The 21,457-nt window shown below is 53.0% G+C and carries 21 protein-coding genes and 1 tRNA gene; 14 read left to right on the top strand and 8 right to left on the bottom strand.

The window, feature by feature from the left end:
- Positions 1–26: 26 nt before the first annotated feature.
- The 4 genes from C5Y96_RS03190 to C5Y96_RS03170 all read left to right on the top strand — a co-directional run bounded on the left by C5Y96_RS03190 (position 27) and on the right by C5Y96_RS03170 (position 4,412).
- Positions 27–100, top strand: a tRNA-Pro gene (locus C5Y96_RS03190).
- A 153-nt stretch (positions 101–253) separates the two neighbouring features.
- The gene (locus C5Y96_RS03185) at positions 254–1,780 is read left to right on the top strand and encodes a tyrosine-type recombinase/integrase (protein ID WP_105350090.1); all 1,527 of its coding nucleotides are present in this window, start codon (positions 254–256) and stop codon (positions 1,778–1,780) included.
- Positions 1,781–2,764: 984 nt separating this feature from the next.
- Entirely contained in the window at positions 2,765–3,790 is a 1,026-nt protein-coding gene (locus C5Y96_RS03175; protein ID WP_105350088.1) for a hypothetical protein, read from the top strand.
- 73 nt (positions 3,791–3,863) lie between these two features.
- Complete coding sequence (locus tag C5Y96_RS03170) at positions 3,864–4,412, top strand: hypothetical protein (protein ID WP_105350087.1); 549 nt, start codon at positions 3,864–3,866, stop codon at positions 4,410–4,412.
- 105 nt (positions 4,413–4,517) lie between these two features.
- Here the strand turns inward: C5Y96_RS03170 and C5Y96_RS03165 are convergent, their stop codons facing one another.
- The 3 genes from C5Y96_RS03165 to C5Y96_RS03155 form a co-directional block, all read right to left on the bottom strand.
- The gene (locus C5Y96_RS03165; protein ID WP_105350086.1) at positions 4,518–5,702 is read right to left on the bottom strand and encodes a DUF5131 family protein; all 1,185 of its coding nucleotides are present in this window, start codon (positions 5,700–5,702) and stop codon (positions 4,518–4,520) included.
- 198 nt (positions 5,703–5,900) lie between these two features.
- Positions 5,901–6,320 (bottom strand): hypothetical protein, encoded by a 420-nt coding sequence (locus C5Y96_RS03160; protein ID WP_105350085.1) that lies wholly within the window; start codon positions 6,318–6,320, stop codon positions 5,901–5,903.
- Between the two features lie 484 nt (positions 6,321–6,804).
- Entirely contained in the window at positions 6,805–7,626 is an 822-nt protein-coding gene (locus C5Y96_RS03155; RefSeq protein WP_105350084.1) for a hypothetical protein, read from the bottom strand.
- A gap of 133 nt (positions 7,627–7,759) precedes the next feature.
- Between C5Y96_RS03155 and C5Y96_RS03150 the strand changes: the two genes are divergently transcribed.
- The 8 genes from C5Y96_RS03150 to C5Y96_RS03115 all read left to right on the top strand — a co-directional run bounded on the left by C5Y96_RS03150 (position 7,760) and on the right by C5Y96_RS03115 (position 16,529).
- Positions 7,760–7,984: a helix-turn-helix domain-containing protein gene (locus tag C5Y96_RS03150; protein WP_105350083.1), complete on the top strand. Its 225-nt coding sequence runs from the start codon at positions 7,760–7,762 to the stop codon at positions 7,982–7,984.
- A gap of 199 nt (positions 7,985–8,183) precedes the next feature.
- Positions 8,184–9,410 (top strand): winged helix-turn-helix domain-containing protein, encoded by a 1,227-nt coding sequence (locus C5Y96_RS03145; protein ID WP_105350082.1) that lies wholly within the window; start codon positions 8,184–8,186, stop codon positions 9,408–9,410.
- A gap of 802 nt (positions 9,411–10,212) precedes the next feature.
- Complete coding sequence (locus C5Y96_RS03140) at positions 10,213–11,025, top strand: hypothetical protein (RefSeq protein WP_105350081.1); 813 nt, start codon at positions 10,213–10,215, stop codon at positions 11,023–11,025.
- Positions 11,026–11,112: 87 nt separating this feature from the next.
- The gene (locus C5Y96_RS03135) at positions 11,113–11,436 is read left to right on the top strand and encodes a hypothetical protein (protein ID WP_146115499.1); all 324 of its coding nucleotides are present in this window, start codon (positions 11,113–11,115) and stop codon (positions 11,434–11,436) included.
- On the top strand, positions 11,429–11,950 hold the full coding sequence (locus C5Y96_RS03130; protein WP_105350079.1) for a hypothetical protein: 522 nt from the start codon (positions 11,429–11,431) through the stop codon (positions 11,948–11,950). Before C5Y96_RS03135 ends, C5Y96_RS03130 begins: the two co-directional genes overlap by 8 nt.
- Positions 11,951–12,397: 447 nt before the next feature.
- Entirely contained in the window at positions 12,398–13,786 is a 1,389-nt protein-coding gene (locus C5Y96_RS03125) for a PrsW family glutamic-type intramembrane protease (RefSeq protein ID WP_158261072.1), read from the top strand.
- Positions 13,779–14,957 carry a DUF4339 domain-containing protein gene (locus tag C5Y96_RS03120; RefSeq protein WP_105350077.1) on the top strand — a complete coding sequence of 393 codons (1,179 nt, stop codon included), beginning with the start codon at positions 13,779–13,781 and terminating at the stop codon, positions 14,955–14,957. Before C5Y96_RS03125 ends, C5Y96_RS03120 begins: the two co-directional genes overlap by 8 nt.
- Before the next feature lie 165 nt (positions 14,958–15,122).
- A complete protein-coding gene (locus tag C5Y96_RS03115; RefSeq protein ID WP_409994410.1) occupies positions 15,123–16,529 on the top strand; it encodes an IS4 family transposase in 1,407 nt (468 codons plus the stop codon).
- A gap of 298 nt (positions 16,530–16,827) precedes the next feature.
- On the opposite strand, the gene C5Y96_RS03110 is transcribed toward C5Y96_RS03115, so the two are convergent.
- Positions 16,828–17,496, bottom strand: coding sequence for a DUF429 domain-containing protein (locus C5Y96_RS03110; protein WP_105350075.1), 669 nt, complete (start codon positions 17,494–17,496; stop codon positions 16,828–16,830).
- Between the two features lie 121 nt (positions 17,497–17,617).
- Positions 17,618–18,055 carry a hypothetical protein gene (locus tag C5Y96_RS03105; protein WP_105350074.1) on the bottom strand — a complete coding sequence of 146 codons (438 nt, stop codon included), beginning with the start codon at positions 18,053–18,055 and terminating at the stop codon, positions 17,618–17,620.
- 116 nt (positions 18,056–18,171) lie between these two features.
- Between C5Y96_RS03105 and C5Y96_RS03100 the strand changes: the two genes are divergently transcribed.
- Complete coding sequence (locus C5Y96_RS03100) at positions 18,172–18,627, top strand: transposase (RefSeq protein ID WP_105350073.1); 456 nt, start codon at positions 18,172–18,174, stop codon at positions 18,625–18,627.
- Positions 18,558–18,956 carry an IS5 family transposase gene (locus tag C5Y96_RS03095; protein WP_233198749.1) on the top strand — a complete coding sequence of 133 codons (399 nt, stop codon included), beginning with the start codon at positions 18,558–18,560 and terminating at the stop codon, positions 18,954–18,956. Before C5Y96_RS03100 ends, C5Y96_RS03095 begins: the two co-directional genes overlap by 70 nt.
- Positions 18,957–19,367: 411 nt before the next feature.
- On the opposite strand, the gene C5Y96_RS27240 is transcribed toward C5Y96_RS03095, so the two are convergent.
- The 3 genes from C5Y96_RS27240 to C5Y96_RS27235 all read right to left on the bottom strand — a co-directional run bounded on the left by C5Y96_RS27240 (position 19,368) and on the right by C5Y96_RS27235 (position 21,168).
- Positions 19,368–19,532 carry a hypothetical protein gene (locus C5Y96_RS27240; RefSeq protein ID WP_158261068.1) on the bottom strand — a complete coding sequence of 55 codons (165 nt, stop codon included), beginning with the start codon at positions 19,530–19,532 and terminating at the stop codon, positions 19,368–19,370.
- A 60-nt stretch (positions 19,533–19,592) separates the two neighbouring features.
- Positions 19,593–20,903, bottom strand: coding sequence for a hypothetical protein (locus tag C5Y96_RS03085; protein ID WP_105350071.1), 1,311 nt, complete (start codon positions 20,901–20,903; stop codon positions 19,593–19,595).
- 94 nt (positions 20,904–20,997) lie between these two features.
- A complete protein-coding gene (locus C5Y96_RS27235) occupies positions 20,998–21,168 on the bottom strand; it encodes a hypothetical protein (protein WP_158261067.1) in 171 nt (56 codons plus the stop codon).
- Between the last annotated feature and the right edge of the window lie 289 nt (positions 21,169–21,457).

Here is a 21,457-nt window from a genome sequence, read left to right as displayed (position 1 = left end):
GCATTCTCCTAGAATTTCCGTCCCCCCGGGGTGTGGCTCAGCCTGGTAGAGCGCTGCGTTCGGGACGCAGAGGTCGCACGTTCAAATCGTGTCACCCCGACTTGCAAGTCTTCTTAAGATAATGACTTACGCGAAACCGCCTTCTTTGTCTAAAATGGTGTGTGATACCTTTTTGGGTCCCAAACTCGTCCCAAACTCGTCCAAAAGGTATCACAAAAGGTATCACCAGAATCGACGGCGAAGGAACTCTCCCATGCCTCGCAAGTGCATTCTCACATGGCAGCCCGGATCAGGCGATCGCCCTGGTCGTTGGCGGAAGAAGTATAAAGGCCGCGTTATCTATTGCGGCCATGGCAATTCCAAAAGCGACATCGAATCGTACAAGAAAGCCGTGAGCGTCTGGGAGGCCGAGAAGCGGCGAATCGACGCCGAGATCGCCTCCCAGCCCAAGGCGAACCACCAGGAGTACGAGGACGCCCTCCGCGACTGGGACCGCGTTCTTCAGTGGTGCCAGATCCATGGCGACCTCGCCAATGCCGCATTGGCTCGCGAGAAGATCAGCCAGCTCCAGCAGCGGCTGGAAAGCGACTCCCCTCCCCCACTCGTCTATGGCGACCAGTTCTGGGACAGCTTTGACCTACCTGAGAAGTTCCTGGAAACAATCGCCGCGATGGTTTCATATCCTGGCTCAGCGACGCCCCCTAACCCTTCCAGCCGCTCCACCGTCAACCCGAAGGAACTCAATGGCGGCCGAGACATTTTTACTTCCTCAAATGAATCGAAACGAGAGATCTGGCGTGATCGCCTGAAGGTCCAAGCCGAGATTCCGGAAGAGCCGGAGAATACCGTCCAAGCTCACCTGGACGCCTACCTAAATCAGGAGCAACTTCGCGTCGACGCGGGCCGACTTTCCGCCAGCCGATTCACCTCGAAGCGAAACCACCTCTTAAGGTTCCGCGACTGGATCGGCAGCCGCACGCCCATCACTTCGATTGACGGCCGTCGCATTCAAGACTTCCACCAGCACCTACTGACCCAGATCGCTGAAAACTCTTTGGCCCAAGACACGGCACACGACCGCCTGGTCGACACCAAAAGCTTCGTACGCTGGCTCTGGCAGATGGACGTCCTGGAAAGCCTACCCCGAAACCTGGAACGTGGCTCCAACGCCCTAGTAATTGGAAAGAAAGTTTCCGCCCCTGATGCCTTCTCGATCCGAGAGATCAAATCGTTCCTCAAAGAAGCGACGGGCCGGCCTCGGCTTTACATCCTGTTGATGCTGAATTGTGGGATGTATCAAACCGACATTTCCAAGATTCGCCAAGACGAAGTCAACTGGAGGGCAGGCACTATCACGCGGAAGCGAAGCAAAACAAAAAAGCACGCCAGCGTACCAGTGGTCTGCTACAAACTCTGGAAGGAAACGCTTCAGCTCTTGAGAGAGTACCGTGAAAGGAAAGGCGAACAAGTGCTGCTCAACACAGACGGCAGCCCACTCGTTGTTCGCGGAATCAAGCCCAATGGCAAAGCTACTACGAACGACGCGATCGCAAACTCCCTAAAACCCGTTCGCGAAAAGATCAAGATCCACAAGCCAGCCAAGTTGTTTCGCAAGACAAGTTCCAGTCTCATCAGAAGCAACTCCGAGTTCCGCGGCCTCGAAGACCTGTTCCTTGGCCTGAGCCCGAACAGCATATCCGATCGACATTACGCCAAAGCGCCCACGGAATTGCTGGCTGAAGCGACAGCCTGGCTGGGGAAGCAGTATGGAGTAAAGTGAAAGAGCGAACTATTCGATCTGCTGAGGCTAGTACCGACGAGCTTGAGCAGTCTTCGACAAAAGGGAATCCGGACATCATGGCCATAGACTTCACCGCCGAATTGCTTTGACCTTAAGGTCCGGCATAAGCCAAATAGGAGTACCTCTCAGATCCCAGTGCCAAGGCGTTGCGAGTATGCCAGCGGGAGAAAGAAACGAGCGCGGTTTTCGTCGACTTGGCGAAGGTTGGACAGTTTCCGTGAAGAGAAGCTTATCAAGGATGGACGGAGCGTTTTAGATCTCGGCAACTAGATAGGTACGAAACACCTTGAGCGAGGAGGCCTCCAATCGCAGCAGCCAGCTTCCCTATGGGCGCTGACTGCTTTCGTTGCGACTGCCACTAATTGACAGCACTTGCGATTTGCGGCGACAATCCCCTCTGTGTGACCAGACGCATCAAATGGTTGCCATAGGCTCAAGAAATTACCAACCCTCTTTTACATGCAGTACGGGCGAAATCTGGACAAACATCGTTAGGAATTGGATAGATCAAGCAACGGGTTGGAATAGCAACCTGCACTCACAATGGGGCACTATGGAAATTCAAGATATTCAACCAGGACGATCGCTCCACAGGCTTGAGCCATCCAATCTTGCGTCTGTCCCCGCCGTCACCTCTGACCGTGATTGTGCCTTGCAAGTGCCTTCTCGCGCCGCTGGTGGAAGCGTCAACGAACGCCTCCCAACTACTGCCAACGAAACGGACATCTCTATCACCACCGCCGATAGCCCGTGTTCGTTCGCTGCCAACGGCTGCATATTTAAGCCAGCTGTCGAAGCCAAGCGAATTGATTTATCTTTTGTATTCGATCCGCTGAAGGCCGCTCACAGGTCGAACGTGGAATCACTCTCGCATCAGATCACTGTAGTTCCATGATTGAGCCACTTGCGGGGGACGAGAACCAGTCGCTGCGGAATTAAGCGACAACATTCCTGGAGGCAGAGATGAGCGAGGACAATGTATTGACAAAGGTGATTGCTGAGCAGTTCATCGCTGATGATGACACGGTGGATCTAGCTGAGTTTTCGGCGATTGAGGACACAGCAGCTAAGGTTCTTGCGACGTATGAGGGCACCCTATTCCTCGAAGGCCTAACCAGCCTGTCGGATACAGCTGCGGAGAGCCTCAGTAAACACAAGGGTGAACTGTGCCTCTGGGACCTAACCAGCCTGTCGGATGCAGCGGCAGAGAGTCTCAGCAAACACAAGGGAGGCCTGGAACTATGGAGCCTAACCAGCCTGTCGGACGCCGCGGCGGAGAGCCTCAGCAAACACAAAGGAGGACTGGAACTCTTGAACCTCACCAGCCTGTCGGATACGGCGGCGGAGAGCCTCAGCAGACACAAGGGCGATCTGTCCCTCAACGGCCTCACCAGCCTGTCGGAGACGGCGGTGGAGAGCCTCGGCAAACACAAGGGTGCCCTGTCCCTCAACGGCCTAGCCAGCCTGTCGGATGCAGCGGCGGAGATACTCAGCAAACACAATGGCGACCTGTCCCTCAACGGCCTAACCAGCCTGTCGAATGCGGCGGCGGAAAGCTTGGCGATTCGCAATTTCTGTTTACGAGTAAACCTCGATGAATGGCCTGAATCAGCGAAGGCTACCTTTCAGAGCACAAGCGGGATAATAACATTTGTCCAAGACCCCTCCCTATTCGATATCTCCGAACTTAGCGAGATCACGGCAGCGCACGCGAGAGTTCTAGCCAAAACGCATTGGTATTTGAATCTGACTGGCTTATCGAGCCTGGATGATGATATTGCCTGCCTTCTAGGCGATCACGTCGGCTCGCTGTCGTTAGTTAACGTTCGTTCGATTTCGGAGGCAGGAGCAGTAGGACTCGCACGACATCAGGGGCCTCTTTTCATGAATCTTGACCTGCTTCCCGATGCTGCAAGGGCTACCCTCCGAGATGTCGTCTCAAATGATGCGATCCGGCCTGTCAATTCAGACGACGACAAGCAGGAGTAATAGCTGCTCCAAATTTGTAGGCTTTTCGCAGTACGCAATAAAAACGAACAGCTTCTCAGGAGAGGATCTTACGATGGGTACTCATGCTTCATACGAATCGGCATTTTTGCTTCCACTTGAGCAGTTCCTGGCCATACTGAAACCTGAGCACTTGGCTGGCATTCAACACGATGCAATTAACCTAATGCAACACAGGGTTCGGAATCCAGAAACTTGCACAAACATCTATGATCTCGACGAGCTAGATCTTGTCGTGCCGCATTTGCAGCGTGCGGAGTCCATCGAGGATGTCCGGACATTTCTCAATGCCGCAGTCCAAGAGGCGCTCGATTCGTGCAATGACGACTCGCAGGAAGCCTATTACTCGTTTGAAGATCACTTTGTGCTGCAATTGACATTTCAATGTATTTGCCATGTGGTCCTGCCGATTCAGCCCAAATGCTTGGCGATTCTTAACGAAGAAGATGTCGACATGGGTGATTTTCCGCCAATCGGAGTGCCCCTATTGAAGTTCGATTTCTCGGATTGCTTTCTAGTCGAAATGTCAGAAGGCGGCCATCAGTTGGCGAGAACGCTCGGTGAGTCAACGATCAAGCCGACCGAGTGGACCTCGCTTGGTTAACTAACTGAAAAAGTCCACAGCACCTGGCTTCACGCGCCAAATACCATGGACATCGCTCTAGGCAAAGCTCATTCAAAAACTTTGCCGTGTTCTAGATATTTCGCCCTAACCCCAGTCTGAGTCGATGGCGGCGAGATGCTTAGCGTCCTGTGACCAGGCAGCGGAAGTCGAGCGGTAATCCCAGAAGCACTTCGGCATCTTGCGAATACGCAGCTCTTCGGGCCACTCACTCCAGTCACCGCCATGCGAATCCTTCAGCTTCAGCGGCTGGCCACCTTGCATTGGCCGGCTACCGAGCTGCTTAACGAAGAAGGCAACGCCTTGCTCTCGACAGCGATCTCTTAGCTCGATCGCCCACTCCAGGGCAAAGGGCTCGGACTTTCGCTTACGGTCGCTTTCGCCACCCACGATGACCCAGTCGATACCTGATAGGTCGATCTTATCCGCAATCGACTCCCAGAGTGGCTCTACGGACAACCCTCGCATGCCGGCATCAACCTGTCGCAATTTGTCGATACGGTACAACGACTTGGCAGACGTCACGGTTGTCATGGCACAAACATTTTCAGGAAACCCACCAAGCTGCTTCGCAAAGCTCGCCATCGCTTGAGGACGCTTCGTGAGCCACAGCCAAAGGTGTCGACGCCCTTTGGAACTGGCGATCCACTCTACCTCTTCTCTTAAGAAGTCGAAGTCATCCTGGCGAGAAAAGGCATCTCCCATATCACTCACAAAGATCAAGCGTGGCAAGTCATTCAGCCAAGGTTTGCCTGGTCGTTCTTGGCAGACCAAAGACTTCGAGCAAGCTGCCTTCTCCAGTCGGCCAGCAAACGGTGTCGGACTCTCAAACATCGGAGCGTAGCCGTTAATCATCTGACGTTCTGGCGAGAACAGATTGCGACCACGATTCAGGTGAAGGATTGCCGCATAGCAGGTTAATTGCCGTTCGATTGTCTCGACAACGAGCTTTGCAGCGTCTTCATCCAGCAACTTGGCGATCTCTTGGCCAACGACGTCGCGTGCGTGATAGATACTGGAAGTGGTCACCCCTGGCAGAAGCCCAAACTCAGGATCTCGTTGCTCTTCGCTCAATGCCTTCCATGCCATGTCGATGATGACGTCGAGCAGCTCATACGCTTTGCCACTTGGCCATTGATATCCCGCTTCCTGCAACTTGCGATCGATCGCGTTCGTAACCTTTACAGGTTTTGGAAATAATTCGCATCCCAAGCATCCCATGATTGGATTTGCCGTGTCATCGCACCATTGAATTTTCGTATTTTTAGCCATTTGATTTACCTTTTATGAAAAGGCACCTTGGCATCAATGAACAACTTGAAGTTTCACCGATGCCCTCAGATCCACTGATCTTCAATTCTGATTCAAGTGGAACTGTTAGCTCCCAAACACTGGGAGCCTCTCTCGCAAGATTAAAGAAGCTGGAGAAGCCGGAAGGCTCCTCCAGCCCATGGACAGTCGAGGCCTTTGCTAGGCCATGACCTTACCTTCGACCTGATTCCACACATGCAAGATTCCGTCGACGAATCCTCGCAAGTAGCCCGGGAAGAATTTACGATCTTCGGACTTACCATGCATAGCTTCGGCTCCGCCGTGGCTGTCATGGAAGGTCTGCTCATTCTTAATCTGACGAGCAATCCAACCGTAGAGATCATCCAGGGAATCCAAGAAGCTCCACCATTCCTTATCGGAATCGAATTCACCGTGCTTGGCCGCGAGTCGAACAAACAGCTCAAGCTCGCCGTGCATTTCGGCCCATGTCATTCCGTGATCATGCCCTTCTTCATAGTTGGACCGTTCAAAGGCCTCCTTTTCCGCTCGCAACCGAGCAGCCAGGGCGTTTTCTTTGGCTGCAAGTGATCTCAAGAATTCATTCATTTCGTCGTTCATATTCACTTTCCTATAAGTTGAATTCATCTCTTAAATACAGGACAGCGAAGGCGATTGGGGAAGCATCTCTTTAGAAGCTCGACCTAGCCACGATTCGTTAGGCAACGGATCTGCAAGCAGGCAAAATCGCCATCGCAAACTTCGGAGTACCGCATAGATTTGCGCCAAGCTAACGGAGCTTCAAACGCAATAAAAAGATCCACGTAAAGTGGTGTCAGAGTCTTAGCGGCCCGCGGCAGGGCCTGGGCCTCGTGCATACAACCGAGGCGGTCTACCCAACGTATCAGCAACCGGAAAAGTCCTCACACGAGGCACTGGTTGGGTGTATCTGTTTCCGGAAGCGTCGCGAGGAAGGAGAAACAATCTCTCTCTACCTCCAATTCATTCGCGGCTCAAGGCCGCATAACTACTTACGCATTTTACTGTGAAAGGATCGCCGAACAAGCAAAAAGAAATGCCACCACCAAGATTTTACCGTTTTTCGTCACTTGCAGTGGACCCAGCGTTCGACCGTATGGTGTTCCGAACCGATAACATCAGCAATTTGCTGAATTGTTTTACCAGCGGCAAACATTCCACGCGCCTTCTCCTGACGAGATCGATAAGACTTACTCTTGCAAGCGTCTGAGCAGTGAATTCTCGATTTCCGATTCTTTCCTCGGGTGACCTGGAACCATCTTTCACACGCCTCACACTCTCGGAAATCCTGATTCTCCGCCAAGGCCTGGGCAAACTGAATCCACATCGCACCCAGGAGGTTTCTAGGAAAGTAGGTAAGTCGATAACCAGATGGCGAGCTAATAGAAGACTCCAATTGCACATGGCACGCATGGGCCTGTATCGCTCGATTGACGCCGGCAACCAGCCTGGATTCGTCTGTCTTCTTTGCCGTACCCTTTTGAACTTGTGACCACAATTTAACACAAGACCGCATTTCTTTGATTGCATTTTGCCAGTGGTGCAGTGGGTCCCAAACAATACGATCCTGAATTATCTCTTCCTCCCACTGCCGACGCTGAGCGTCCGTCTTAACCTCCTCCCCTGGTTCCAGTTCGTCCTCCGGCTCGGCGAAATGCGTTCCTAAATGTCCATACTCGTCGGCGAATTGCAGCATCGGTTCCAGTTGCGGTTTTAGGTCGGCGAATATACGGAACAAGCCAGGGATGTCGAATGGGTGATACTTTCGATACGCATAAATGACAGGTTCCAGATACAGGCGTGGCTGGCCGCTGAATTCATCGATGCTCGATTGCCCCTCGCTCCACCGGTACCCGCGTTTCGCTACTCGCCAGCTGAATTGAGCCATACTTGCCCCTGAAAATGACACGCCAATCGTCACGATAACTGTTTGCTTATCGTGTTGTACGGCAAAATACCCCTTCGTACAATAACGAACAGCATCGCACGCATCTGAACAGCCAACCGGTAATGGAGCCCCAATGCAAAGTCAATCAGCAACGACAGGTCTAGCCAAAGTCACCGATGCGGTTCGCTTCCTACAGATTAGCCGCACGAAACTGTATGACATGATGAAGAGCGGTGAATTACCCTTCGTACTGATCGGACGCAACCGACGCATTCCCTGGGCGGCAATCCACTACTTGGCAGTACACGGGACGACAGAATCTTTGACTTCTGAGCCTAAACCAAGCGGCAACTCGTAAGGGTTGGCCCACTCCGCGAGCAGTTCTCGAAACTGCCTTTTAGATGTCGCACTCAACTATATGAGGCCACCCACTACTAAGCAATTAACCAACAAAAAAACATCGCTACAGGTCGAACCTGTAGCGATGTTTGAGACTTCGCCCATCCCAAGCCCGGTGCAATGAGTGCGGGATGGAACGTACATAAGACAGCATCCACATGATACCAAAAACCAAGAACAAGCGGCAAGTTGCACCTCGGAAAATCAGCTACTCAAACGAGATTCACGGCTTTCCTGAATCGGATAATTTCAGTACTGAAGAATTAAAGAGCAATCCATTCGCCCACGAAGACCTGATCGAAAGCAGGTCACTCGCCCATGAAGGCCGAAAAGGATTAGTACCGTCAAAGAATCCTTGGCATGAATCCCCGCAGTACCGCCTGCTTTCGCCGGAAGAGCCCAATACCGGTATCTGGATTCCTCGATGGCTGGGACACGGAATTGGCAATGCCAACCGCACTCGCATCCTAGCTTGGTTGCTCTGGTGGTTCGACGAAGAGTCGACGCGTTCTCGATTTGCTGATCGCGGAGTGGAACGATTTCCTGGATACGGACGTGAGCTTTGTCGTGCACGAGCAAAAAACGCCAACCACGACCGTTGCCTCGGCACAACTTACACACGACTCGCGCAGGAAGTGAATCTCAGCAAGACAACAGTAAAAGGGCAGTTGCAGGCTCTCGCAGAAAGAGGGCTTATTCAGATTTCACGAAACGACTCTCGCCAACACGACGGCGATCTCCTGATAACCATGTGCGGTCCCCAGCTTGCAGACCTCTACTACCAATTCAGTAAAGATAAGATCGCGAAGGATGAATTCGAGGAAAATGGGCCGCATGCCCAACGATTGTCCAGGTGGGAAAACGACGTAAAAGATTTGTGCAAGGCGAGAATTAAGCCTGGCTGGTTTGAAAGCAACACCCGACGACGTGCGTTAAATCGCGATTCCCAGGCAAATTTTCCAACATCAAAGGGAACGTGGGTCCCTGACTATCTCTTTCTCATTTGCGATAAAAAATCGGCCCCCGCGTGGGTATTGAGCCAAGTGCTTTGGTGGTTCAGCGATCGAGTCACCAGAGATGCCATTAGCCTAGGGCCACGAGCGTGCATTAAGCGACATCGCCATCTTTGGATCGCGAAATCTTCGCGTCAGCTTAACCAAGAAATCGGGCTACCGGAAAGCACGGTGCGAACGAGCCTAAACTATCTTATCGGCGAGCGTCAGCTTCTCACTTTCGACAAATGGATTTATGACCGTAAACGCGACCGGTCACAACCCATGACCCATTTGCGACCGAACGTACCAGTATTGGAACAACTGCTTTCCAATTCCGATATCCATGACGAGTTGCTAGACATGGAGATGACTCGATTGTATCCGTATTGATAATGATTTGTGGTCAATTTGACGACTGCTGCCAGTCCGTTTCTGCGCACCACACTTCAATAACAGAAGCCTTCAACAGGGCAATATTTCTGCGCACGAACAGCATGTTTCTGCGCACGATCGCCCAGAAGATCCTTTTTCTGCGCACCACATATGAACTAATCTATTCTTTTTCATAAATCTCAAGATAACTATGTCTTTAACGAGTTGATTCCACCGAAGACGGCGGAATCAACTCGTGTTTTGATCGCGTTACAATTTGAGTGATGCGATCTGCGCTAGGAACTGACTGCTCTGCTCAGTTCATGCGATGACGTAGATTATGTTGAATCCACTTGGCAATCTGAACTCAGCAGTCGCCCGATCAGATATCTCCGAAACGATCGAGCAGCTTGTCCAAGCGATGTGCGATCCGTTTGTCTACAGAAAGTATTGGATGAGGTGTTGCTGGCGATCCCAAGCAAGCAAGACTCGGCCGTCGCATCACATGAAATGCAGTGGCAGAGGCATGCTTGAGGTCGCTTAACGAGCTACTACTCCACCTGCGTCAATTGTTCGACAAGAATTCAGTCACCTTCCCTCAAAGCCGTCTCTTGAAAGACGATTGTTCATTTCCACTCTAAAGTTCTTTGCGATCAAAAACGATCGAAGATTTGGCGTAAATAGCTGGGCAGAGAATCCCATCTCACTTGCTCTTACCAAATTAGTCTCGGTGGCCGCGGGGTGCCTAAGGTAAAATTCAGGCACAGACTATTCATGAATCCAAAACCACTTTTGACATTCACAGGAAGGAGCCAACCCAATGCCAGTACTCTCGCTAAAAATTGCAGATGGTGCCCCCTCCCTCAAGCCATATTGGCGATGGGATGCAGCACGGGATGAAGTCGCCAGTGAAGGCCGTCGCATCGACTATGAAGATGCAGGGATAGCCCGACTCGTTCAATATCTGGAACAAACACCTGAAAGAACTGATGCCGTACTCGATGAAGCGCGGCGTATTTTTGAAGAAGACGGATTGGCCCGAGCAGAACTTGAAGCCCGGGTCGTGGCAAATCAGCCCCCCGCTAAAATTGCGAAACTCTGTGGTTTGAACATCGATGTGGTTAACGCGTACGAAGAGTACTTTTTCGTTGCTCGACGATACTTGCGTGCTTGCGACTGGTTGACTTGTAACGTATTCGGTGGTGTCCCAGGTCGAGGTCATGAGAATCATGAACTTCGCCAGGTCTGGGCCAAGCTGGCATACCAAGGGGGCCGAATCATCCTACAAAAGATGATCGACGTCTACCGGCAAGCTTCGCGGGGAATGGACATCTGTCTGCTTGACGTCTACTTACAGGACGACAAAGACATCGAACTTCCAATTCAGATGGAAATCGCGATGCAAGTAATTCCTACGAGCCGTGAGCATGACTGGTTTTCACTCGACCTGGCTTACTATTGGCGAAAAATGGAGGCGTGTCGTGATGAGGGCACTCGCGCGACAATGAAGGTGAAGATGCAGCAAGCGGTTGTCCGCTATGCCCGCGAATTGCTTAAGGGCAAGCAACCGAAATGGAAACGACTATCAATTCCTAAGAAAAAGCCCCAGCCGGCCCAGCGTCGCAAGAGCTGAAGGTATCAATCGGCCTCCTAGCTTACCCAAGCTTCTTGGTTGGGCTGGGGAAAGTGATTATTTGTAGTGCAATCTAAGGGACTGAAAATGAGCTGGGATCGCAAGGGGGCATCAGGGCAGTCGTACTACTATCGATCCGAGAGAGACGGGCCGAAAGTCACGAAGAAATACTACGGCCGCGGAGCCGAAGGGCAGGCAGTTGCCCAGCAAGACCTTGCGATACGTCGTCAAAGGCTCGCAGACAAAGCATATTGGGACCGAGTATTAAGCCAGGTGGAAAGAACTCGCGTCATGTCTGACCGCTATACCGACCTTACTAAGCAAATGCTGCACGTCATGCTGGTCGCCCACGGCTACTACTGTCACAAAGGCCACGAATGGCGTCGACGAGGCAAGATGTTCCATGGATAAGAACGAACAACAATACCTAACATCCGAAGACTGGAAAGTCCTTAAGGCCAAGCTGAAACAGGCAAACGGTGGAGATCAAGAGGCAATCTCCTGGCTGCGTCGCTTTCTCGACAAGCACCCACAAATTTGGCAATATATCGGCGATCTCTCGGTCATATCGGAAAATGCATGGATCTCCCTGATTTCCAATGACGATGCACTCGCCGCCGAGTCGATCCGACGTCAGCTCAATACTCTCAAGGCGGAACTGATGGAGGAATCCACCACGGCCATGGAAAAGCTGCTTGTTGATTCGATATTGGCAACTTGGCTTGAGATTCACTATCTACGCAGCGTCGACGCTGGTAGCCGATCGAGAACTGTCACGCAGGCAAGCCTGCTCACAAAGCGGCTGGAATCCGCTCAGCGACGGCATCACTCGGCCATGAAAGACCTGCTGATGTTTCGCAAATTGATGCCGAACCGAGGTGCCTTGCCTGAACTTCGTGTGTTCCGCGGACGGCAAACTGCTTAGCGGCTCTGCTGTTACAAGCTGCGCGTAGTCCAATGATCTTAAGTAACCCAAACGCCACTATGAACCCCCTCTTGGGCATGGAACCTCATGGTGGCTCTAGGTATCATATCCCAATGAGTTTCGCCAATTCGCGAACCGTTTTATTTCAAATGAAATCAATATGAATAGATAAATCCATCCAGCTTACGCTGGACGAACTTACATTTTGATCGACGCGCGAGCGTCAAGCCTGCTTCCTGCAAAAACCGCCAACCTGGGCTCACGCCCTTGAAACACCAGAAGCAGTACTTGAGCCGCGTCCCGAAAGGGACGCTGGCCATGTACTGTTCTGGTGTGCCCCTTGGCAGGGGTTGCAGGAGTGGTCGTGGTTCAGCGTCCTTTTTTCGTAGGGCAGGCCGGCCGCTCACCGAAGCAGACAACGACGCTCCTACAGGAGCTTTCGGGGGAATGAGCGATCCAAGTACTTTTAACGAATCCGGCGAACGCTGGTGGATCTCTATCGGCGGTCAGTCACGAGGCCCTTTTGCTGTCTCGGAGCTTGACGACCTACTGGCCTCCAAGGAAATCGACACGTCGACCTATGCCTGCCCAGTGGGAGCAACGACCTGGCAGCGGATTGGCAATCTAGGGCTTTTCGTTCAGCAAGATTCCCAGTGGCCTGCACCGCCACCTCCTCCAGACTCTATCTTCGCTCCCAAGCCAGGTGACGACACTTCGAGGCTTGTGAATACCGTAGAAAGTCCCGCAGGAACAGGATCACTCAAGGATGACGAGCCACAGGCTGTTGGCCAAACGAAGCCGTCTCCGGCCTCGGATGCAATCCAGCCCAAAGGGTCTTCCACGGAAACTCTGCGAGACTTGTTTTACACGAGTGAAGATAGGACGCGGATCTGGCCGCTACTACTTGCTGCTTTGGGGCCGCTCCTGCTGTGCTTCTTGTGGCCGATGGCCGGAGCGCCTCCTACGGGGATATGGATGCTCAGCATCTTCGGGTTTGGTGTTGGCGTTGCTCTGATTTGTTACTACGGCCAGCTAGATGAAGCGTCGATTGGGCTTGGTGCCGGCTCCTTTCTGTTCACTTTCTTTCTGGCACTGCCAATCCTCTTTACATTCCAAGCATGTGCCAATGCTGACCTAGGAGAACCGAAGGAATTCGCTCTCCATCCTACCCGTTTCATCCCCTTTCTTATCCAGCAAATCGGATATGGCTACGGTGCAGCGTTCGCTCCCCAACAAGGGGAAGACATTCCCGTCGTCTACCACTTGTTTGCCATGTTCATCAGCGTGGCTCTTTGCGAAGAAGCTCTGAAGCTCGTGCCAGTACTTTTCATCAGCAAGAACATCGCTTGCTCCAGCAAACAGCTTGTTTTCGCGGGTGCATGCTCCGGAATCGGGTTTGGAGCCACAGAAGCACTCTACTACCACAACGCGATCTACACCCCTGAAACGTCCTCCATGACGGTCTATCTGCTTCGATTCATATCCCTGCCGGTATTCCACGCCTGTTGGACGACAATTGCTGCCGCCATGTACGTGCAGACACGTGAGCATTTGAAGATGCAGGTCCAAGGCCCGATGATCGTATATGCGGTGGCTCTACCCGTGCTTGCAGCGATCTTCCCTTCGATGGTGCTCCACACGCTCTACAACGTGATGCTGACCCATTTCCAGCTTGCTTCTTTGATATCCGTTGTAGCGACCGTCGTGGTCACCTACTGGATCTTCCAGTTCGATGGCGACATAGATCGCCTATGGCGATCGTTTCGCGAGCACTTTGACGCATCCGGCATGGATATCTCTAACCCTAATCATTCTGAGGATGTCACCCGTGAATAATGAAACCTCTCCCTGGTGGCTATCGAATGCCGGCAAAGCCGATGGTCCGTTTACTTCGGACGTCCTGGTAGAACGAATTCGCACCCGTGAATTGTCTCCGGATGCCTATGTGTGCAAAGCAGGAACTGATGCTTGGCAACGACTAGCAGATTGTCCGGAGTTCGCCGGGGAGTTCGCTGACACACCTCCTCCACCCCCGCCTCCAGATTCCGCTATACCATCGTCCGCACGACCGACCTCAAAGCAGGATCATGCCTGGAATCCATTTACGATCGCCCTGCTAGGGATCTTATTTACGCCCATTTGGTCTGGCATCCTGGCGGCGATCAATGCAAATCGCCTCGGAATCGCCCAGCCGCTTTGGAGACCATTGACGGTCGGTATCGGTTCTCAACTCATATCTCTGGCTGCCGACTGTGGTGGCCTCGACATGGGCTTTCTTTGGGGCGAGGTGATTTTTACGCTTGTTCCCCTGGTGCTTCTTTGGAGTTTCGACCTCTCGCCCCAGTACCCTGAATACGAACGGAAAGGGGAAGAGAACGCTGAGAAGTGGTTCGTCCCGCTACTGGCGGGAAGCCCCTTGGCCCTGATGACGATTGTTTACTGGGGAATTGTGCTGTTTGCGCCACTAGAGCCGGCCGAAACCGTACACCGATTCATAAACGCGTCGAGTACAAGTGAAGCACGAAAGTACTGCACATCGAACATGCACACCATTCTCGATGGATTTGACGAATTGGACAAAATCACGGGCAACATACCTGTGGACGACAATTTCGAGTTCGAGTTACTCGATGAATATTACGGCGAGTACAGCGACAATGAATCTCGCGTCGACTACCGGATGAAGACCGCGCCGACAGAGCATGATCCAGCTTCCACGATGCATGGGTACTTTTACCTTCGATGGCTGGAAGGACGCTGGCAGATCGACGACTGGATCATCACGGCCCACAGTCAACACCCTGGCGGGATCGAACCGGTATCGTTCTCAACTCTGCTTCCGGAAATGCTGGAAGAGGCCAGAAGAGAGTATCCTCAAGGGCAAACACCAAGCCTTGGCCAGCGATTCAATGACGGCATGGAGTTTCTGCGCCGAAACTGGTATCTCGTCATGGGAGGGGTGATGCTAATTGCTGCTATGCTCAAGTCGCTTGGGAGTCGTTTGTAAAAGGCTCTCCAACGCGAAGGGAAAAGTGACAAGGTGCTAAGGACACGCCCTCGAATGGCACGTAGTTCTCGTGTAACGTGCTGCTCTGAATCGACATAGATCAAAAAGGCCTCGCTTGCGTAGATGGAGTTGTCACACACCCATCTTTGGCAAGGAGGCCTCATGATGTCATTTTCTAACGACGGACGATTTCGTCAGCAAGTCCGGTTTCTGCAGCAACAGTTTGCGCAAGACGGCGAGCTGCCATTCACGGATGTGCTGTCTGAGGCAACGATATCGCAAGCTTTGGAAGCACTGGAAATTGTTTGGCTAGATCGGATCTACACGCCGCTGGTGACTCTTTGGGTTTTTCTCGGCCAGGCATTGAGTCAGGATCACTCCTGCCGGGCAGCCGTCGCCCGCCTGATTGCTCATCGTGTTTCACGCGGCCAACGTCGTTGCTCAGCAGAGACGAGTGCTTACTGCCAAGCCAGAAAACGACTGCCAGAAGAACTCTTCGCAACGGTCGCCCGCAAGACAGGGCAAGCGTTAGATGACCATGCCGATCAGCGTTGGCTTTGGAAAGACCGCCGCGTCCTGGCATACGATGGCTCGACCGTGTCGATGCCGGATACGGCTGACAATCAGCAAGCTTATCCACAACCTCCTCAACAGGCGGAAGGTCTTGGCTTTCCCCTGGCTCGTATCGCGGTCTTCTTCTCACTCTCCTGTGGAGCCGCAATCGACCTGGCCATCTGCAGCTATTCAGGTAAGGGGCACAGCGAATTGGGAATGCTTCGCAAATTGTGGGAGGTGCTGCGTCCAGGCGATATTATGCTTGCCGATCGCTATATGTGTTCGTGGTACGAAATCTTTCAACTCCAGCAGCGTGGGATCGACACGGTGACTCGCCTCCATCATTGTCGCAAGGCAGACTTCCGAAGAGGGAAACGTTTGGGCAAAGGAGACCATCTCGTCGAATGGTCGAGGCCGCATATCCGCAAGATTGACAATCGCACGCGTAAGGGACTTCCCGATCAACTCACGATTCGCGAAACCCGAGTGCTGATTCAGCAGCCGGGGTTCCGCAGCCGCAGCATCATCGTGGTTACTACGTTGCTGGATGCCGAAGAAGTGACTGCCAGCGACCTGGCTGATCTTTATCGTGCGCGTTGGAACGCCGAACTCGATCTGCGATCGTTGAAGCAAACGCTGCAGATGGACATCTTGCGATGCAAGACGCCTGAGTTGGTCCGGAAGGAAATCTGGACACACATTCTGGCCTACAACCTTGTTCGGACCGTCATGGCCCAGGCCGCTTCCAAGAAGAACATCCAGCCTCGCACTATCAGCTTCAAAGGAACCGTTCAAACCCTGGAAGCATTTCAACCGGCGATGGCTACGCAAGGCCAGCAAGGCTTGCACCGATCACATATCTACGACCAGCTGCTGGAAGCGATTGTCACCCATCGTGTCGGCGACCGCCCCGATCGCTTTGAACCCAGGCAGCGGAAACGAAGACAGAAGAAGTACGACCGCATGATGAAGTCCAGGAACGAGGTCAAACGTGAAATCCTGGAAAGACTTGGGTAGAACTACGTGCCATTCGACACGCCCTCCTTACGCATCTTTGTCTGAAGGACTTTTGGTTCGACCGAAGAATGTACGGGCCCTGGTCTAAAGTCGATGGACGAAAATACTCGGGGGCGGATGTCCTTCGCTTGAACCGTGGATCATCGAAATTGTCGACGTCGCGTTGTGGTTGGATGAAAAATCCGTCGCTGCAACCGGAATTCTGAGACTTTCAGCATAACGGCAGGGGTCAGCGGAGACCGGGAGTTGAGCATCCATTCGCGAAAACTGACCACCGGTGCTCCGTTGCATCCGATGGTTACATGCCCTGCTTCGGACGAGCGGCAGGGGAAAGAACGTAAAATGGACCGTGCCCAACACGTGCCGGAGCGTTGTGTCGCAAGCGGTACAGCTGAGCGGGACTAGTATGGCACAAGTATGCGACCGTTGCACAGATGATTGAGTCAAGTGATCCGTCTGTGATCGTTACGAGTTCACCGTCGATACGGTATCGTGCTGACCAGTCGTCCCAAAGTCGTCGAGTACATTCCGCTGCATTAGGCCCGCCTTTGTAATTCGCGATTGAGTTTTGGAGTTCTTCGGGTGTGCCGAAGTAAAGCGACGCGCGCGGGTGCGTTTCGATAATGGTCGCCACGCTAGCGGTTATCGAATCAGCAAGAAGTCGGCCACGAACGGGGACGGCCATAAGTGAATTGATCGACGCAACCCAATTCTGGAATTCGTTTGGTAGTAGGCTTCGCAATTCCGTGTCAGCCGATCGAAAACCAGTGTTGTCTGACGGTGCGATTGTCAGTTGAGCGTCAATGCAAGCCGCAACGACATCATGATCGTCAACGAAGGTGATGATCTCGGTGAGCGCCGCGATGTGCGGGGAAACAGCAATTGAAAGGCCATCATCCGTTGGTGTAAGCGAAGTGAACCACGTGTTACTCGCGCCAGCTATATCGACGCCGATGTAGTGAGTCATGTTGGGCCGATTTCATGCATGTAACGACGGCGGTAACGGGGCCGCCGCCAAAACACTATGATTTTAAAATCTGTGCCATCGGTGGCTCCCGTTCACCGCATGGTTAGTCAGTTGAAGTGGTTCAATTGATGCCAAAGCCTTGTTTCCGTTTCATTGCAATGACGCCATTGAGCTTGACGACCTCACCAATGACCGTGTTGTCGAAATCCGTAACGAGCACTCGATCACCATTGTCGAGCAACTGTTCAAGACCAGAAGGCAAATTCACCGCATCCGGCATTTGCGATGCGGAATCTTGAATGGTTTGTAGATCGACGGTTATTGTTTCCGGATCACCAGTCCAGTCATCTGGAACGGCGTGCTTCTTTGATTTGTCCACGACGCGTTTGTCACCGTCAATCAGATACGCGTAAAGAAAGCGGTTGCCCTTGCGGTCCATGTGGAGCAGCCAATACGTGTTAGTAGCGGTGCAATGGTAAATTGTGGCATCCCACTGCGCACCGCGTTTGGTCAGCGTTGCGTTTGCTTTTGCTGGAGATGGCAGTCGGTAGTGCGGCATGTCAGTAGCTTGGTTGCTGAATAACTTGTTTATAGAGGCCGTTTCAAAACCCTGACGTTATAAGCTTGCGCCAGGTAACGATTTGCGTTACACCTACCATCGAAAGGAGTCCTTCGATGGCTGGTAAACGTGAAGTGTTACTCACCGACGAGCAGTGGGAAATGGTGAAACCGTTCATTCCTGAGGTCCCGACAACACGTCGTGGCGGCAGGCCTCGGGCGAACGATCGGGCCTGTTTTGAAGGCATTTTATGGGTTCTTCGCAGCGGAGCACGCTGGAAGGATCTGCCAGATTGGTATCCTTCGCCAAGTACCTGTTGGCGACGATTGGCCGAGTGGGAGGAAGCAGGTGTCTTCGTCGATATGTGGCATGCGTTCATCGATGAACTCGATGAGCAAGGACGTATCAACTGGGACGAAGTGTTTATGGACGGCAGCTTTGCTCCGGCAAAAAAGGGGGCCACGACGTGGGCAAAACCAAACGTGGAAAAGGTACAAAGTGGATGGTGGTGGCAGATGGCCAAGGAGTACCTCTGGCATGTTCCGTCCACTCGGCGTCGAAAGCGGAAGTGAGGCTGGCCGAAGAGACGCTGCAAAAAGCAAAGTTCCCCGAAAAGCCGACGCCAGTGGTTGCTGACAAGGCATACGACAGTGACAAGTTGCGAGACGAATTGGCCGAACAGAACTGGGAACTGGTGTGCCCACACCGTAAGAACCGAAAACGAAAGCCTCGGCAGGACGGCCGCAAACTGCGAAGATACCGCCGCCGCTGGATCGTCGAACGAACGATCTCGTGGATCGGCAACTTCCGTCGACTTGTCGTGCGGTATGAACATCACTCGTGGATTTATCAGGCCTTCATGCACGTCGCGTGCGGGCTCATTTGTTTACGTAGGTTTTGAAACAGCCTCTAGGATGATCAGCGTATCACCTGTAGGCTGCAACTTTGCCAGCCTAACGCGCGGGACGCCAATCGTTGCAAGGATCTTCATACTCGGTGGTTGCATCTTTTTCAAGACTTTCGCTGCGTGATAGTATGTTTCATCATATCACGCACCGTGACCACGAGTTAGACCGTCAGCCGGGCAGCGGACACCACGTCCGCCTTGGTTCAAGACGTGTGTGAAGATCATTATCGTCGTAACGCCACTGTCACCAAGGAGTTCCTGCACCGTGCGGATGTCATAGCACGCCTCGCAATGAGCTGAGGCCTCGAGCACGAGTTCTTGCGTGCAAAGGACGAACCGTCCTGTGAATTTGTCTTACGTCCTGTCATACGTCCACAAGGCACTCCATTGGGACGATACCGGCGATTAATCCAAACGGATCTGTCCGGTCCAAACACCAGCCGCAATCAAGGCAGCAGCAACTAAAACGAATAGCAGGCTGCTGCTGGTTAATACCGCGACGATAGCAGCAACACCAAGGCTGCCCATGATGTGAAACGCGTTCAACTTGGTACGAGCATCAAATGTCATGGTTATTCCAAATCTGGTAAATGAAGTCAAAACTTAGAAGGAATCACAGCAAACCCAATCTCAGCCGTCGATCGCGCGTAGTTGGTTGGGAGAGAGGCCCGAGTGGCCGGTTGAGTCCTCCAGTTCATTAAGTAAACGGGACATCATGTCTGTAGAGTTGCGTAGGGCTTCGATGATCTTCTCCAGGCGTGGGGACGCACGTTTCGACTGCCGCACCGATCGCGAACTAGATGACCGGATCGCCGTTGACACAGAGGACCTCGGGGATTCGATTCGCTGAGCATCCGGCGAAGGTGGAATCACGCTGGAGGCCGTTAAATTGGCCCACAGAAACGTGCGGTTTGCTTCCTGAGCAATGACGGGAGATTCCGGCTTGCCAACTTGAAATGTCCGAAATCCAAGTTCGATGGCCCGAGCAACGTACTTTCGATTTGCGGCGAAACGGACCTCCTGACCATCGCGATTCGAGTTGGCTAGCGTCACCTCGGTAACCTGGTCCAAATCGCCGGCCCTGCAGCGCACTGCAACGCGACCGTTTAGATCAAACGTTAATGGGGAGTTGTGCTCAGCTTTGCCCGGAAGATGCCTGAAGGTACGCTGGAGGAATTGAGCATCCGATTCTTCAAGCGTCAACACCGTGGTAGCTTGAGGCGATCCACGGAGCATCGAATCGATCTCGGGAAAGCGTCTTGCCCGATCGATCTTGAGGCGAACCGTCCACGGTCCCGTCCGGACGCATACCCATTCTCCGTCCTGAGCGACCTCGACCTTTTCGTATCCACAGAGGTCGGCACAATCGAATACCTTGCTGGCCGGCACAAGGACCTCGTCATTCCAGGGAAAGTCAAAACCCTTGACGGCGAGTAACTGCCGACCATCGGTCGCAGCAATCTGACCATCGCTCCCGCGAAGGCGAATATGGCTCAAGGCGTAGCGCGCGGATTCACTATCCGTCGTACCACAGGCATCGCGGATGGCGGTTAGAAGGTCGCTTGGGTTAGAACACCAGGCTTGTGGCGTCATGGGCATGTCGGCTTGTTCACGAACAGGCTGGCAAGTCATCTGAGGAATGCCGGCCTCGGTCCAGGACGCCACAAGCTCATCATCCTTAATGTGTAGTGAAACATCCGTTGACTTGCCGGCCGAGCACTCCCGAAATAGGTCAAACGCGATGGCAAGGCTCGTGGTCAGCGTACCCTGGGATGGGCTCAAGTACTCGACAATGACCTCTTCCGTTTGAACACACATGCGAAGCCCATTCTGGGTCGACTGCAAGTTGACCATAGGGGCAGGCTGTCGTTTGGTGATCCCGAGCCCCTTTCGGACAACCGTCCGAAACTGCTGGATTACCAATCCAGGTATCGTAAACATGCAAAACATTCCTTTTCTAGAAAGAAAACGCCACCGCCCCATACAGCGGCGCGGTGACTTCAATTCGATTGATGAGTGGTGAGGGTCCGATCTGTTAGCTACGGCGAGAACGATCAACCTCGTCCCAATCAAGAGCCTGCGGAGACATCTCCTCATCCAGATCGAATTCGTTCACGCCAACGAGACTGAATCCCAAGCGGCGAACTTCTCCCAAGTCATCACCTGTTACGGCAGCGACAAGTGCGTTGATTTCAGATTGCGTCATAGCGTCTACTCCAGAACATGAGAAAACGCCGCCCCGAAACCGAGGCAGCGTGATAAATACACCGCCCCATGTGGGGCACAAGAAGTTGAAAAGACGAACCGTTTTAGGACGACCTTGGGAGCCAGTGCTCTTCGAGCCAGTTCCTCTCGGCGTTCAGTGCCTCGCTTCGATTTGAAAATGGTCCGAGAATGGGACCGTTCACCGGCCCCAAATCCGCGGTCCACTGGCCATCGATAGTAGGCTCCACGTGGCTGCCCCGCGCGATCGCCAGCTTGCCTAGAGTCCGAAG

This window comes from Blastopirellula marina, assembly GCF_002967715.1.
GTDB classification, from domain to species: domain Bacteria; phylum Planctomycetota; class Planctomycetia; order Pirellulales; family Pirellulaceae; genus Bremerella; species Bremerella marina_B.
The sequence above is the reverse complement of the archived record's forward strand: the minus strand, read 5'-3'. Positions and strand labels throughout refer to the sequence as shown.

What these genes read in the sequence shown, in the direction of transcription:
- C5Y96_RS03185 (WP_105350090.1), top strand. Translation starts at nt 254, where the DNA reads ATGCCTCGCAAGTGCATTCTCACATGGCAGCCCGGATCAGGCGATCGC.
- C5Y96_RS03175 (WP_105350088.1), top strand. Translation starts at nt 2,765, where the DNA reads ATGAGCGAGGACAATGTATTGACAAAGGTGATTGCTGAGCAGTTCATC.
- C5Y96_RS03170 (WP_105350087.1), top strand. Translation starts at nt 3,864, where the DNA reads ATGGGTACTCATGCTTCATACGAATCGGCATTTTTGCTTCCACTTGAG.
- C5Y96_RS03165 (WP_105350086.1), bottom strand. Translation starts at nt 5,702, where the DNA reads ATGGCTAAAAATACGAAAATTCAATGGTGCGATGACACGGCAAATCCA.
- C5Y96_RS03160 (WP_105350085.1), bottom strand. Translation starts at nt 6,320, where the DNA reads ATGAACGACGAAATGAATGAATTCTTGAGATCACTTGCAGCCAAAGAA.
- C5Y96_RS03155 (WP_105350084.1), bottom strand. Translation starts at nt 7,626, where the DNA reads ATGGCTCAATTCAGCTGGCGAGTAGCGAAACGCGGGTACCGGTGGAGC.
- C5Y96_RS03150 (WP_105350083.1), top strand. Translation starts at nt 7,760, where the DNA reads ATGCAAAGTCAATCAGCAACGACAGGTCTAGCCAAAGTCACCGATGCG.
- C5Y96_RS03145 (WP_105350082.1), top strand. Translation starts at nt 8,184, where the DNA reads ATGATACCAAAAACCAAGAACAAGCGGCAAGTTGCACCTCGGAAAATC.
- C5Y96_RS03140 (WP_105350081.1), top strand. Translation starts at nt 10,213, where the DNA reads ATGCCAGTACTCTCGCTAAAAATTGCAGATGGTGCCCCCTCCCTCAAG.
- C5Y96_RS03135 (WP_146115499.1), top strand. Translation starts at nt 11,113, where the DNA reads ATGAGCTGGGATCGCAAGGGGGCATCAGGGCAGTCGTACTACTATCGA.
- C5Y96_RS03130 (WP_105350079.1), top strand. Translation starts at nt 11,429, where the DNA reads ATGGATAAGAACGAACAACAATACCTAACATCCGAAGACTGGAAAGTC.
- C5Y96_RS03125 (WP_158261072.1), top strand. Translation starts at nt 12,398, where the DNA reads ATGAGCGATCCAAGTACTTTTAACGAATCCGGCGAACGCTGGTGGATC.
- C5Y96_RS03115 (WP_409994410.1), top strand. Translation starts at nt 15,123, where the DNA reads ATGTCATTTTCTAACGACGGACGATTTCGTCAGCAAGTCCGGTTTCTG.
- C5Y96_RS03110 (WP_105350075.1), bottom strand. Translation starts at nt 17,496, where the DNA reads ATGACTCACTACATCGGCGTCGATATAGCTGGCGCGAGTAACACGTGG.
- C5Y96_RS03105 (WP_105350074.1), bottom strand. Translation starts at nt 18,055, where the DNA reads ATGCCGCACTACCGACTGCCATCTCCAGCAAAAGCAAACGCAACGCTG.
- C5Y96_RS03100 (WP_105350073.1), top strand. Translation starts at nt 18,172, where the DNA reads ATGGCTGGTAAACGTGAAGTGTTACTCACCGACGAGCAGTGGGAAATG.
- C5Y96_RS03095 (WP_233198749.1), top strand. Translation starts at nt 18,558, where the DNA reads ATGGTGGTGGCAGATGGCCAAGGAGTACCTCTGGCATGTTCCGTCCAC.
- C5Y96_RS27240 (WP_158261068.1), bottom strand. Translation starts at nt 19,532, where the DNA reads ATGACATTTGATGCTCGTACCAAGTTGAACGCGTTTCACATCATGGGC.
- C5Y96_RS03085 (WP_105350071.1), bottom strand. Translation starts at nt 20,903, where the DNA reads ATGTTTACGATACCTGGATTGGTAATCCAGCAGTTTCGGACGGTTGTC.
- C5Y96_RS27235 (WP_158261067.1), bottom strand. Translation starts at nt 21,168, where the DNA reads ATGACGCAATCTGAAATCAACGCACTTGTCGCTGCCGTAACAGGTGAT.